The following is a 14,711-nucleotide window of genomic DNA, read 5'->3' on the forward strand; positions in this document are numbered from 1 at the left end:
GGCAAAGAGACGGACTCAGATTCCCTTATTTACGAGGAAAATTCATCGTTTGGATGTTTTCGGCACGAATAACGGATCTGGAGTCCGCAAGGCAACCGAAAAGCCCAGGAATTTCAGAAATAACGTCCTCTGAGTCCGGAAAGACCTCTGTATCGCGTTCCGTTTCCGTGGTAATTCGCTGCGGGTGTGTCACAGGAGAAGATTCGTTCCAAAGTATTATGTATAATGGAGATCGATCTGACAATAAACTGGTGACCTCGCCACATCCGTCCCCGACTTGGCATTCTTTCCATTCCATACGGATGAACAGTACTTGCGAACATTTTTCCATGAAAAGGTAACATTTTCCGCCCCATTTGTCGATAAAAGACGTTGAGTGGTGTTTGAGGCACCGGAAAACGCATAGTCAAAGGAGTAGAATGATGATTGCAAACCGCAAAATGACGAATTGGTTTCTTGTTGCCGCGCTGCTGCTGACCGTCCTGTTCCCGGCTGGAGCATTTGCTGCCGCAGGCGACGTGAACTCCATTGAGTTCGAGAGCTCGGCCAAGGTAACGATGACCGTCGGACAAACGCCGAAACAGCTGAAAGTCATGGCCAATGTAGAAGGCAGCACATCCAAACGCGATGTTACTGGTGCGGCTACATGGACCTCGTCTAACACCGGTGTGGTGCAGGTGGTTAACGGCCTGATTACACCGAAGGCAAGCGGTACCGCTCTGATTACGGCGACCTACAACCAGTCGGTGGCGACTATCGAGGTTGCGGTCACGTATCCAGTTAAGAATCTGAAGCTGGAGCATGCCGAGAGCGGCATTTACAAACTGGGCGACAGCGGAGACAAGCTGCAGGTGAAAGCTAACGTAACAGGCGGCCAATCCGAAACCGCGGTTCAGGATGTGACGGACGACGCCGAATGGAGCAGCTCGGACAGCAGCGTGCTGACCGTCTCCAAAGGCAAGCTGACGCTGGTAAGCGAAGGAACGGCGACAGTAACGGCTAAGTATAACGGGCAGACTGCCAATTTTAAAGCACAGGTCCAGCTGCCTTATTCCGCGCTTGAAATGAAGCGTGCAGGAGCTGTGATTGAAGAGCTGGAACTGCTCGCAGGCGACCAGCCGCTGGCGATTCAGGCGTTCACCAAGGAATCGTCCTCTGCAGGGCAGGACATTACGTCTTCTGCGGAATGGTCTACCTCCGACAGCAACGTTGTGGAAGTAACCAAAGGCGAAATCAAAGTCAACGCGCCAGGCAAAGCCGTGATTACGGCAAAATACCTGGGCCTCACCAAGTCGGTCACGGTCTATGTGCGTTCTCCTTATGAAGCGCTGATCCTGTCCCCTTCGGGCGACCGGATGATGTTCATCAACGAAACGCTGAACGTAAAGGCCGAAGTCCGGGACGGCGTAAATACCTCTGCCAATGTATCGTCCTCGGCAGCCTGGACGTCCTCCAACCCGATGTCGGTAACGGTAACTGCCGGTGCTGAAGCCGGAGTGGTAACGGCCAAAGTGGCCGGTACTTCGAATATCAAAGCCGACTACCGCGGCGTGTCCAAAGACGTGAAGATCACCGTCTATCCGACACTGACCCAACTGACGACGGACCTGAAAGAACAGTCGCTTTACCTGGGCGAAAACGCCAGCCTGCCGAAGGTCAGCGGAACCAAGCTGGACGAAAGCAAGCAGGACATCTCCCCGGAAATCGAATGGAGTTCGGATAATGAAGATATTATGCGCGTCAAAGACGGCAAAATCGAAGCCATCGCTCCCGGCACCGCGACACTGACCGGCAAGCTGAAAGGCGCAGACCTCTCCGGCGCAGCCGCTTCGATCCGCAGCCAGTCCGTAAGCGTGAAAATCACCGTGAAACAAAAAGTGCTGCTGCTCATGGGTCCGGAAGAAAACCTGAAGCTTGTGACCGGTGAAGAACAGCCGCTGCCTACCATAACAGCCGTTATGGAGAGCGGGGAAGAAAAAGATGTAACCAGCGAAATCGAATGGAAGCTTACCGGCTCCACCGCCGTTATTAAGGGCAAATCCCTGAAAGGTCTGGTTAAAGGCTCGGCGACACTGAAAGGCACCTATTCGAACGGAACAATCACCATTCCGGTCGCAGTTGAGCAAAAAATCGTGAAGATCGTCATCGAGCCGGCCAAACTGGCGATGAACCTGAAGCAGTCCAAGCCGCTGAAAGCGACAGGCTATTACAACAACGGCAAAACCGTCAATCTGGGCACCCAGATCAACTGGAAGTCTTCGGACGAAAATGTGGCGACGGTAAAAGGCACTTCCGTCAAAGCGGTAGGCACAGGCACCGCGACGATGACAGGTTCCTACCAGGGCATCAACGTGAGCTCAACGGTAACAGTTACAGCGAAGCTGACCAAACTGACTGTGGAAGAAAACAAGCTGAAGTTGGCTCCCGGTCAGTCCCAGACGCTGAAAGCAATGGCACTGTATGATACCGGAGCGACTACAGTAGTTACCGGTGTGACCACATGGACCAGCTCCAAGCCTTCCGTGGCCAAGGTGCTGCCTGACGGCACCGTAATTGCGGTGTCCAAAGGCTCGGCTTCCATTAAAGGCAAATTTGGCGGCAAAACAGTTTCCGTATCCGTCAAAGTAATATAATACAAAACAAGCGCGCCCTCTTCCGTTGATGCGGAGGAGGGCGTTTTTTATGCGAAAACGGCAGTTCTCCAAACGCTGGAGAAATTTCCGGAAGCGGCAGGGGTGTTTCGGAAGGCAGTGTTGTTTCGGAAGGCAGTGTTGTTTCGGAAGGCACGGTTGTTTCGGGAGACAAGGTTGTTGCAGAAGACAAGGCTGTTTCGGAAGACAGAACTTGTTCCGGAAGACAGGGGTGTTTCAGAAAACAAGGCTGTTTCGGAAGACAGGACTTGTTCCGGAAGACAAGGTTTGTTTCAGAAAACAAGGTTTGTCACAGAAGCTGGGGTGTTCCCCGATTACGACATTTTTTGCGGGAAGCCGGCAGGTTTAATGTGGAAATGGCGTCGTTTAGAGTATAATAATACAGCGAACGTTACGGGAGCCGGATTTCTTGCGGGACATGGAGATTTTTAGTGCCGCAGCCGGCGGTCGATCCGGTCCCAAACGGGCAGATAGCACAGCGGCAGGGCAAGCAGCGAACAGGCCACGTTAAAAATCGTCTGCGCATGCGCCACCTGCGCGCCGGCTCCGCCGCCAATCCAGGCGGCAATCTCCTGCAGCACGCCGGTCAGCGGCAGGAACAGCAGCGCCCCGCCTGCGTTCAGCGCCACATGCGTCCAGGCGACGAGCACGCCGGCTTTTGTGCCGCCGATCGAGGCGATGACCGCTGTGGCGCAGGTGCCGACATTGGCGCCCAGCACGATGGCGATGCCCAGTTCCGGCGGGAGCGCGCCGGAAGCGGCGATGCCCATCGCCATGCCGATGACGGCGGAGCTGCTGTGCAGCACGGCGGTCAGGACCGCGCCGGCGGCGAGTCCCCACAGGCTGCTCGCGGCGGCCCGCTCCAGGAACCAGCGGAACATGCCGCTGTCCTGGAGTGCCGGTCCGACCGACTGCATGACGGCGATGCCGAGCAGGACAAACGCGAAGCCTGCCGCCGCCAAGGCGATGAACTGCAGGGGCGCGGACAGCCGGCGCAGCGTATCCCGCGCGCGGGAGCCGGACGGCGGCAGCTCGCCGCCCATAACCGCCGCCGCCCAAAGCGTGGCCGAGGCGGCGAGGAGGTGCGGGGCCATCCGGCCGAGATTCAGCCCCGCCAGCTCGGTCGTCAGGCAGGTGCCGATGTTGCTGCCGAGGATGATGCCGAGGGTGCGGGCGTAGGTCAGCAGCCCGGCGTTAACCATCCCGATCGTCAGCACCGTCACGGCCGTGCTGCTCTGGAGCAGCGCGGTCAGCAGCGTGCTGGAGATAAGGCCTTTTAGCGGAGTGGAGGCGGCCGCTTTCATGCCGCGGTCCAGCAGCGGGCCGGCGAGCTTGGACATGGCCGTCTCCATCAGCTTCATCCCTGCCAGGAAAATCACGACACCGTAAAGGACGGGGAAGAGAATCTCACGGATGAAAGTCGGCATGATCAGGACTCCTTTCGGTGAAAGCGTCGGCTGAAATGGTTTTTTGGACAATGGTCTGCGGCGGTTTCTGCACACGACCGGCAAGACGTGGACGTGCAGCCTTCTGCTGCCCCTACCTAGAAACGAAGGCAGGTACACTTAAGAACAAAAGGACAACCCGGGTTTGTACACCCAATATATGAGCGCTCGGGCCGGGCCATGACAGCAAGTCCGGCTGCGGCGCGGAAGCGGTGAACGGCGAACAGCGAACAGTGAACGGTGAATAGTGAGCGGTGAACAGCGAACAGCAACAAGTACACGAGAACAGAATTACGAAGATATGGACGACGACGATAAGAAAGACGCAGAACAAGACAGTATGAACAAGTCAGCAAGAACAGAACCGTAAGAACAGAACCGTAAGAACAGAACAGGAGTGGATCAATCGTGGCAGAAGTTATTTTGCAGCGCGCCCGCAAGAAAAGGCTGGAGCAGGGGCATCCCTGGGTATTTGCAACGGAAATCGCGGAAATAAGAGGAGAAGCGGAGCCGGGAGAGCTTGTTCACGTGCATAATCATCAAGGCCGGCATTTGGCAACAGGGTATTATAACCCCGCTTCGCAAATCCGGGTTCGGGTCGTGTCCAGCTCCCCGCTGGCCGAAATGGATACGGCGTTTTTTGTTGAGCGGTTCACCCGCTGTCTGCGGCACCGGGAGCGGTTTTTGCCCGGAGCGGACGCGTACCGGCTGGTTTACGGGGAAGCGGATTTTTTGCCGGGACTGATTGTTGACCGGTTTGGCGATGTGCTGGTGGTGCAGCTGCTGACGCTCGGAATGGACAAGCGGCGGCAGGAAATCGTGGAGGCGCTGGTGCAGGTGGTTGGGCCAAAAGGTATCTACGAACGCAGCGACGTCTCCGTCCGCGAGCTGGAAGGTCTTGAACAGACGACCGGCGTGCTGTACGGCGATTGCCCGCGTCATGTGACGATTACCGAAAACGGGTTGAAGCTGGTCGTTGACATCGAACAGGGGCAAAAGACTGGTTATTTCTTCGACCAACGCGAAAACCGCGCGTCGATTGCGCCGCTGATGACCGGCTGGGGCGAGCGGAGCGGCATTATGCTGCAGCCGGTTTCGGATGCGGACGGTACGGTGCGTGAGGCGCCCGTTAACCGCAACGGCAAAGAGGTCACTTTTCCATACTGGGACGGGGCAACGGTGCTGGAGTGTTTTTCCCATACGGGCAGCTTCACGCTGCATGCCTGCAAATACGGCGCCAAAAAAGTCACCTGCCTCGACGTATCCGCCCATGCGATCGAAAGCGCAAAAACGAATGTCGAGCTGAATGGCTTCGGCGATCGGGTTGAATTTGTTGTGGACGACGCATTCCAGTATCTGCGCAATCAGGTCAAAGGGCTGGAAGAGCGGAACGAACGCTCGGGCCAAACGGAAAAGGCCGATACCTCAAAGCCGATGACCGCCGGAGGCGGACGGACGTGGGATGTCGTTATTCTTGATCCGCCGGCTTTTGCCAAATCGAAGAACGCCGTAAAAGGCGCCTGCCGGGGCTACAAGGACATTAACCTGCACGGCATGAAGCTGGTGAATGAAGGCGGCTATCTCGTGACAGCCAGCTGTTCGTACCACATGCGGCCTGAGCTGTTCCTGGAGACGATTCAGGAAGCGGCCAGAGATGCGGGCAAAGTGCTCCGTCTGATCGAATGGCGGGCGGCCGGCAAAGATCATCCGCAGATCCTCGGCGTGGACGAGGGGCATTATTTGAAGTTCGCGATTTTTGAAGTGCGCAGCAGGGAAGAGTAGATCTTTCGGCCGCATCAATAATGGACGTTTCATTTTTCGGCCGCATCCAATGACGTATGCTTCATTTTCCGACATGCATCGGAAGGTTTGTTTTCCGACATGCATCAACGGACGGGTCGTTTTTCGTCATGCATCACGGAGGTCGTTTCATTTTCCGTCACGTATCAAATACAGGGTCTGGTGTTCCGTAATGGGCGCCGGCCTTTTTTTGTCCATGTAAACGATCGATACGTAAACTCGTTCCAACAAACATATGTTCTGTTTTGGCCTGTCCGCTTATGGTATAATGGTCGGAGATTGTAAATTCGGATCAGGAAATGAACCGTCGGAAGGAGTTCTCAAGATGTCTGTAGCGTTCATGCTGGGCCGTTCGGGCAGCGGCAAAACCACATTAATATGGGAGCGGATCGCGGCTGAGCTGAAGCGGGAGCCGCTGGGCCCGCCGATTCTTCAGCTGGTGCCGGAGCAGGGCTCGTTTCAGGCGGAGCGCGGGCTGCTCGCTCATGCGGGTTTGAAGGGCGGCGTTCGTGTGCATACGCTTGGTTTCTCGCGGCTGGCCCACCGGGTCAAGCTGGAGACGGGAGGCAGCGGAGCGGTGCCGATTACCGATGAAGGCAAAAAAATGCTCATCTACAACATCATCCGCCGCCGCAAAGACGAGCTGAAGCTGTTTGGAGCTTCCGCCGACCGCCCCGGCTTTGTGGAGCGGCTCAGCCGCCTGCACACCGAGATGAAGCGCTGCTGTCTCGGTTCGGAGGATGTGCAGGGACAATTTGAACAGCTGCGCTCGGATGCGGAGAACAGTCCGATTTTGATGAACAAGCTGGAGGACCTGGGCGTGGTGTTTGCCGAACTGGAGCGGGAAATGTCCCAGCTGTACATGGATGAGGAGGACCGGCTTGGAGAGCTTGCCGCCAATATACCGGACTCCGATTTGATCCGGAATGCCGAGATTTGGGTGGACGGGTTCCACGGGTTTACACCGCAGGAATTCACGGTACTCCGCCAGCTGATGCTGCATGCCGCAAAAGTCACCCTCTCGTTAACGCTTGACGGCCGGTATGCCGGTGGCATCCAGCCCGGGGAGCTCGACATGTTCCATCCGGCAGCCACCTCGTACGCGAAGCTGCGCGGGATGGCGGAGGAGATTGGGGCCGATGTCGAAGAGGAGATCATCGCTCCCGATCCGCTGCCGCGGTTTAGCGCAAGTCCGGGACTCCGCCATCTGGAGCGGGGCTTTGAGCGGCGGCTCGTCTGGAGCGGACCGGATCCGGGCGACGCGGGGATTACGCTGCATGCCGCCGCCAGCCGGCGCGCGGAAGCGGAAGGGGCGCTGCGCGAGATGATCCGGCTGGCACGCGAGGAAGGCGCGCGGTACGGTGAGATGGCGGTGCTGGTCCGGAATCTGGAGGACTATGCCGAGCTGTTTGAGACGCTGAGCCGCGATTATGGCGTGCCCTGCTTCATTGACCGCAAGGTGGGCGAGCTGCATCATCCGCTGGCCGAGTTTATCCGTTCGTCGCTGGACGTTATCCGCCGCCGCTGGCGGTACGAAGACGTGTTCCGCTGCGTGAAGACCGATCTGCTGCTGCCGGAAGACGGCAGCTTAAGCCGGGCGGATATGGACACGCTGGAGAATTACGTGCTGGCCTGCGGCATCCAGGGTTACCGCTGGACGGACGGCCGCTCCTGGCGGGGCATCCCGAGCTTGTCGCTGGAAGGCGAGCGCGTGACCGACCCGGAGTTGATGAACCGGATCGAACGGTGCCGGGAAGCGGTGGTCTTGCCGCTGCAGGCATTTGAGAAGCGGGTGAAACGCAGCAAGACGGGACAAGACCTGTGTGCGGCGGTGTTCCGCCTGCTCGAGGAAACCGGCGCAGCCGGCAAGCTGGAAGAGTGGAGCCGGAGCGCACAGCTGGAAGGCCGCGCCGGAGCTGCCCGCGAGCACCGGCAGCTGTGGGGCGCCGTGCTGGATCTGCTTGACCAGATTCACGAGATGATGGGCCGCGAAGCGATGGACTTTGACCTGTTTGCAGGCGTGCTGGAGACCGGTCTTGCTGAGCTGCGGCTTGGTCTTGTGCCGCCTTCGCTGGACCAGGTGCTCGTCGGCAGCATGGACCGGACGCGGACGGCAGATGTGAAATATGCTTTTGTGCTTGGCGTGAATGAAGGCGTGGTTCCGGCGCTGCCGCAGGAAGACGGCATTTTGTCCGATCCCGAACGGGAGATGCTGGAGCGTTCGGGTATGGAGCTGGCGCCGGACTCGTCGCGCCGGATGCTTGATGAGCGGTTCCTGGTTTACAACGCCCTGACGGCGGCCAGCCGCAGACTGTGGATCAGCTACAGCCTGACGGATGCGGAAGGACGGCCGATGCTGCCGTCCGAGGTGATCCGCCAGGTGCGCCGGATGTTCCCGTTTCTGAAGGAACGGCCGCTGGCGGCGCTGCCGCTGCCCGGCGAACCGGACGAGGAGCAGACGGAATTTGTCAGCGGCCCGGCGGATACGCTGCGGCTGCTTGTCGTTCAGCTTAGACGGTGGAGGCAGGGCGAAGACATCCCCGCCCTCTGGTGGGATGTGTACAACTGGTTTGCTTCCGATCCTGAGTGGAAGCCGAGGCTGGAGCGGCTGCTGCGTTCGCTGTTTTACCGCAACCGGGGAGTGAAGCTGCGCCGCGAGACAAGCATGAGGCTGTACGGCGGACGAACGCTGCGCGGCAGCGTGTCGCGTATGGAGCGGTTTGTTTCCTGTCCGTTTTCACATTTTGCCTCGTACGGGCTGCGGCTAAAAGAACGCCAGCTGTACCGGCTCCAGGCGCCGGACATCGGGCAGCTGTTCCACGCCGCCTTGAGCGAGATGGCGCTCAGGCTGAAGAACGAAGGCCGCGGCTGGGGCAGCTTGTCGCCGGAGGAATGCCGCCGGGAAGCGGATGCGACGGTCGACCGGCTGTCGCCGATGCTGCAGGGCGAAATCCTGATGAGCTCAAAGCGGTACGGCTACATCACCCGCAAGCTGAAGAACATCGTCGGACGGGCTTCGGTCATCCTGGGCGAGCACGCCCGGCGGGGCAGCTTTGAGCCGATCGGCCTGGAGCTGGACTTCGGGCCAGGCAAAGAACTGCCGCCGCTGCGCCTGACGCTGCCGAACGGCTGTGTGATGGAAGTGGTGGGCCGGATCGACCGGGTGGATATGGCGGAGGGTGAGAACGGCGTGCTGCTGCGCGTCATCGACTACAAATCCAGCCAAAAGGATCTGAAGCTCCACGAGGTCTATTACGGTCTTGCCCTTCAAATGCTGACTTATCTGGATGTCCTGCTGACCTATGCCGAGGAGTGGATCGGCCGGCCGGCGCTGCCTGCGGGCACGCTGTATTTCCACGTGCACGAACCGCTGCTGTCGGCGGCAAACGGCATGGACCGGAGCCAGGCGGAACAGGAGCTGCTGAAGCGGTTCAAAATGAAAGGGCTGCTGCTTGCCGACAAGGAAGCGGTTGGTCTGATGGATACGGGACTGGACAAAGGACATTCGTCCATTGTCCCGGCAGCGGTCAAGAGTGACGGCAGCTTTTACAGCAGCTCGTCGGTCGCTACGCCGGAGCAGTGGAACCGGCTGCTGACCTCGGTCCGGAGCACAATTAAGGACATCGGCACCCGGATCACCGAAGGCGATGTGGAAATTACCCCATACCGGATTCAGCAGGAGACGGCCTGCACATTTTGTGCGTTTCGTCCGGTCTGCCAGTTTGACGAGGCGGTGGAGGGCAACGGTTATCACCTGCTGGGCAAACCCGGCAAAGAACAAATCTGGGACCTGCTGTCCCGCGGCGAAGGAGGTCAACCGTCTTAATGAGTACTTTAGAGAAACCGGCAGGGAGCATATGGAGCGACGATCAGTGGCGCGCGATTGCCGAAAGCGGAGACGACATCCTCGTGGCCGCGGCGGCGGGCTCGGGCAAAACTGCAGTGCTGGTGGAGCGGATTATCCGCAAAATCAGCCGCGAAGAGAACGGGTTCAGCGTTGACCGGCTGCTGGTGGCGACGTTCACCAAAGCGGCGGCGTCCGAGATGCGCCAGCGGATCCGCGAAGCGCTCGACCGCGAGCTGGAGCAGAACCCGGGGAATGAGCATCTGCAGCGGCAGCTGGCGCTGCTGGGGAAGGCGTCGATTACGACGCTGCACTCTTTTTGCCTGGAAGTCATTCGGCGTTACTATCAGCTTATTCCGCTGGACCCTGGCTTCCGCATTCTGAACGAGCAGGAAGCGGAGATCATGCGCCAGGAGCTGCTGGAAGAGCTGTTTGAGGATAAATACGGGGAAGCCGGGGAAGACGGCGTGTTCGTGAAGCTTGTGGACTGGTTCAGCGGCGAACGCAGCGACGATGCAGTCCATGCGCTGGTCCAGCGGCTGTATAATTTTGCCCGAAGCCACCCCTGGCCGGAGGCGTGGCTCCACGAGACGGCGGATGCGTTTATGCAGCCCGATACAGCGGCGCTTGGCGGCACGGCCTGGGTGAAGAGTATCCTTGGCGAAGCGGAGCTGAGTCTGGCCGGCGCGGCCGCCCAGTTGGAACAGGGTATAAGACTGGCTTTATCGCCGGGCGGTCCCGCTCCATATGCGGAGACGCTCTCCGGCGATCTGGCGCAGGTACAGGCGTTTCGGGAGGCGATTGCACAGCGGCCTTGGGAAGAACTGTACGGGTTGTTTTCCGGAGCCGCGTTTGGCAAGCTGAAGCCGGTTAAGAAAGACACGGCCGACCCCGAGCTGCAGGCAAGTGTCAAGGAGCTGCGGGAAAGCGCCAAAAAAACCGTAACCGAGCTGCAGACAACCCTGTTTGGCCGTCCGGCGGACGCTTTTCTTGAAGAGATGCGGGAAGCGGCCCCTCTAATGAAAGAGCTGGCGGAGACGGTAATCGAGTTCGGCGAGCGCTACCGCGCGGAGAAGGCCGGCAGAGGGCTTGTCGACTTCAGCGATCTGGAGCATTATTGTCTGCGGATTTTGCGTCATGAAGAATCGGAGCCGGGACGTTCTTTGCCTTCCGATGCGGCGATGGAGTACCGGAGCCGTTTTGACGAGGTGCTGCTGGATGAATACCAGGACACGAACAGCGTGCAGGAAGAAATCGTGCGGCTGATCTCCCGCGAGGAGCCGGGGAACCGGTTTATGGTAGGGGACATGAAGCAGAGCATTTACCGCTTCCGTTTGGCGGAGCCGGGACTTTTTCTGGACAAATACCGTTCATACGGTAAAAAACAGGATGCTTCTGCCTCCGCTGCCGACCCGGCCGCGCAGGCGTTTGAACGGGAAGGTACCGATGGCTTCGGGAGTGCGAGACAAGCGGGGGCTGGTGAAAGTCTTACCAGCGATCGGGATAATACCGCCGCCGCTCCCGCGGCACGAACAGGGGCAGGTGACAACCGTGATGCCGCCCTACAGCCAGGGGCTGGTGACCAATACACCGCCGCTCAAGCAGGAACAGGTGACCAACGCCCCACCGTTCAAGCGGTACCCGCAGGAGCCGGGCGGGTGATCGATCTGGCGCGGAACTTCCGCAGCCGGCTTGAGGTGGTGCATGCGGTCAACATGGTGTTCCGCCAAATTATGAACGAGACGGTGGCCGAGATCGGCTACGATGAACGGGCGGAGCTGGTATACGGCGCATCTTATTATGGAGCTGGCGGCGAGCTGGCGTATACGCCCGAAGTGATGCTGATCGACCGCGGCGGATCGGGAATGCCTTCCTCCGATGAGAACACCGAGACAGAGGGCGGAGAAGTAGAGGCCGAAGCGGCGGAGACTGAGACCGCGCAGCTTGAGGCGCGGGCCATTGCCCGCCGGATCGCGTCGCTGACGGGAGCTGGCGGCGGAGAACCGCTGTTGGTCTATGACAAGCATCTGAAGATGCTGCGTCCGGTTGTGCACGGTGACATCGTTATCCTGCTTCGTTCCGCCCGGATCTGGGCGCCGCTGATGATTGAAGAGCTGCGCCTTGCGGGAATACCGGCGCAGGGGGACACAAGTCAGGGTTATTTTCAGGCAACGGAAGTCGAAATCATGCTGTCGCTGCTTAAGGTGATTGACAATCCGCAGCAGGATATACCGCTCGCCTCCGTCCTCCGCTCGCCGATTTACGGACTGTCGGAAGAAGAGCTGGCCCAGGTGCGGCTGGCCTCGCCCGGCTCGTATTACGATGCGGTTTTGGCGGCCGTGCAGCCTGAGCAGGAACACGGCCTTGAGGAAGCTGGAGGAGATTACCCTGCAGCAAACACTCAGGTGAAGAAAACAAGCAGAATTGAAGATGATCTTTTCCTTACGGGAGAGCGCAATTTCGAGCAGGACTATGACTTTTCGGCTGACGAAGTTCCTTTGCCCGAGGAATATGCTCCGGCAGGCGACATCCCTCTGCCTGAAGAATATGCTCCGGCGGACGACACCCCTCTGCCTGAAGAATATGACTCGTCGGGAGGCAGTCCTCTGCCTGATGAATATGACTTGACTGGAGGCAGTCCTCTGCCGGAACCGGCACTGTCCACTGCTGAGCCGCGGGTTTCCATTCCGGCGAAGCTGCGCCGGAAGCTGGCCGGTTTTTTGGCAGACCTTGCAGCATGGAGGGACGAAGCACGGCAGGGAAGCGTAAGCGCGCTGATTTGGCGTGTTTACGGAGATACCGGCTATCTGGACTGGGTGGGCGGACTGCCCGGCGGGGCGCAGCGGCAGAACAATCTAAAAGCGCTGTATGACCGTGCTTTGCAGTTCGAAGCGGATACGTCTTCGCGCGGCTTGTTCCGTTTCCTCGTGTTTATTGCCCGTCTCCGGGAAAATGGAGGAGACCTTGGAGCCGGCGCAGGAACTGCAGACGCGGGCGGCGGCGTTACGCTGATGACGATCCACAAAAGCAAAGGGCTGGAATTCCCCGTCGTGTTTGTCGCCGGCATGTCCAAGGCGTTCAACCGGCAGGATCTGAATGCTTCCTTCCTGATGCACAAGGAGCTGGGCTTCGGTCCCCGCTTCCTGGAGCGGGAGACACGCGTCAGCTATCCGACGCTTCCGTTTTTAGCGATCCACCGCCGTTCGCGGCTGGAGCTGTTGGCTGAAGAGATGAGGGTGCTTTATGTGGCGCTGACCCGGCCGCGGGAAAAACTGATTCTCGTCGGCACGGTCCGCGACTTAACCCGCAAAGCGCAAAACTGGGCGCAGGTTCAGGATCATCCCGAGCTTGTGCTGCAGGACCATCTGCTGGCCCGGGGGACGAGCTACCTCGATTGGGTAGGCCCGTCGCTGATCCGCCACCCGTCTGCATCGGTGCTGCGGAAGCTGGCCGGCCGGGAGGGCGCGGGTCCGGCGCTGCTTGACGATCCGTCGAGCTGGAGTATCGCGGTGCTGAACGCTTCCAATCTACATGCGCAGCTTGCCGAAACGGCGGACGACGCGGCCGGCGGTGAGCGGGAAACCGCGCTGGAACGCCTGCAACAAGGCGAGTCCGTAGCCGACCTGTGGTCTGCCGATCCGGCAGGTATCGCCTTGCGCCTGGAGTGGGCGTATCCGTTCGCCGCGGCAGGCAGCCTGCCTGCCAAGACGTCCGTGACTGAGCTGAAATCCCTGCTCGCTTCGGAGGATTCGCCGGTGTTCGATCTTTTGGAGGGCGCTGGGGAATCGGAGAGCGGAAGCAGAACCGGGGTGGACCGGGACAACCTTCGTCTCCGGCGTCCAAAGTTCATGGAGAAGCGCAGCCTGACGCCTGCCGAACGGGGGACGGCTTACCATACTGTCATGCAGCATCTGCCGCTGGATGAAGGAAGCGAGGGCTACGGAACGGTTAACGACGGAGCCAATAACGGCGGAACGATTAATGACGGAGTTAACGTCAGGACTGGTAACGGCGGAGCGGTTAACGATGGAGCCAATAACGGCAGAGCCTTTAATGACGGAATTACCGACAGGATTGACAACGACGTAGTTGATAACGGCAAAACCATTAATGACGGAGTTAACGATAGAATTGATAACGACGGAGTCGATAACGGCAAAACGGATAGCGGCAGAACGATCAACGAGGCTAACAGCGCGGGGACGGTGGAACGTACCATCGCCCGGCTGGAGCGGCTGAACATTTTGACGAAGGAGCAGGCGGACGCTGTTGCCGTTGCCGACATTGAAGCTTTTCTTGCGTCAAATTTGGGCCGGAGACTGTGCTCGGCGGATTGGTCGCGTCGTGAGATGCCTTTCAGCTATATTGTGTCCGCGGAAGAGGCGTATGCCGGAACCGAGGGCTTGCGGGAAGCGGCGGTTTCGCTGGCAGATGCGGGCGCGGGAATGGGAGCTAACGGACCGGATCGTGCGAACGGGGTGCTGATCCAGGGCGTAATTGACTGCCTGTTCCGGGAAAACGGCCGGTTAATCCTGGTCGATTACAAAAGCGATGCTGTATTGGAGCACCGGGGCGGCCTTCCTGCCCTGAAGGAGAGATACCGGTTCCAGCTTGAGCTGTACGGCCGGGCGATCCGCGATATTTTGGGCGAAGAAGTAGCCGAAACTTGGCTGTACTTTTTTGACGGAGGACATGAGGTCAGGCTGTAATATAAGGTCAGGATGTACTATGAAATCAGACTGTTAATGTTGGGCCGGATTTTTGAGAACAAACGGTTGGTCCAGACCTCTGCAACCTGTTCCAGGCTGAGCAAATTTTTCTGCAATAAACAAACTGCAGTTTGTATAACACCTATAGCACTTGGATCGGCATTTGGAGGCTCCGGCACCGTGACATTCACTGATGTTCGCCGGTTCCTCTATTTAGGACAGGTCCGGTAAAGCATGCGCCATGCGCGGCTGCCGCACCAGC

At 58.9% G+C, this 14,711-nt stretch carries 5 protein-coding genes; 4 read left to right on the plus strand and 1 reads right to left on the minus strand.

Annotation, left to right across the window (positions count from 1 at the left end; translation table 11 throughout):
- Positions 1-422: 422 nt before the first annotated feature.
- On the plus strand, positions 423-2,633 hold the full coding sequence (locus ACE6ED_RS09250) for an Ig-like domain-containing protein (RefSeq protein WP_410826832.1): 2,211 nt from the start codon (positions 423-425) through the stop codon (positions 2,631-2,633).
- A 446-nt stretch (positions 2,634-3,079) separates the two neighbouring features.
- Here the strand turns inward: ACE6ED_RS09250 and ACE6ED_RS09255 are convergent, their stop codons facing one another.
- A complete protein-coding gene (locus ACE6ED_RS09255) occupies positions 3,080-4,078 on the minus strand; it encodes a Na/Pi cotransporter family protein (protein ID WP_410826833.1) in 999 nt (332 codons plus the stop codon).
- A 426-nt stretch (positions 4,079-4,504) separates the two neighbouring features.
- Between ACE6ED_RS09255 and ACE6ED_RS09260 the strand changes: the two genes are divergently transcribed.
- The 3 genes from ACE6ED_RS09260 to ACE6ED_RS09270 all read left to right on the plus strand — a co-directional run bounded on the left by ACE6ED_RS09260 (position 4,505) and on the right by ACE6ED_RS09270 (position 14,449).
- The gene (locus ACE6ED_RS09260; protein WP_410826834.1) at positions 4,505-5,878 is read left to right on the plus strand and encodes a class I SAM-dependent rRNA methyltransferase; all 1,374 of its coding nucleotides are present in this window, start codon (positions 4,505-4,507) and stop codon (positions 5,876-5,878) included.
- Between the two features lie 343 nt (positions 5,879-6,221).
- A complete protein-coding gene (addB, locus tag ACE6ED_RS09265; protein ID WP_410826835.1) occupies positions 6,222-9,722 on the plus strand; it encodes a helicase-exonuclease AddAB subunit AddB in 3,501 nt (1,166 codons plus the stop codon).
- The gene (locus ACE6ED_RS09270) at positions 9,722-14,449 is read left to right on the plus strand and encodes a UvrD-helicase domain-containing protein (protein ID WP_410826836.1); all 4,728 of its coding nucleotides are present in this window, start codon (positions 9,722-9,724) and stop codon (positions 14,447-14,449) included. Before addB ends, ACE6ED_RS09270 begins: the two co-directional genes overlap by 1 nt.
- The last annotated feature ends 262 nt before the right edge of the window (positions 14,450-14,711 follow it).

Source organism: Paenibacillus nanchangensis (assembly GCF_046543445.1).
Lineage (GTDB): Bacteria > Bacillota > Bacilli > Paenibacillales > Paenibacillaceae > Paenibacillus_AQ > Paenibacillus_AQ nanchangensis.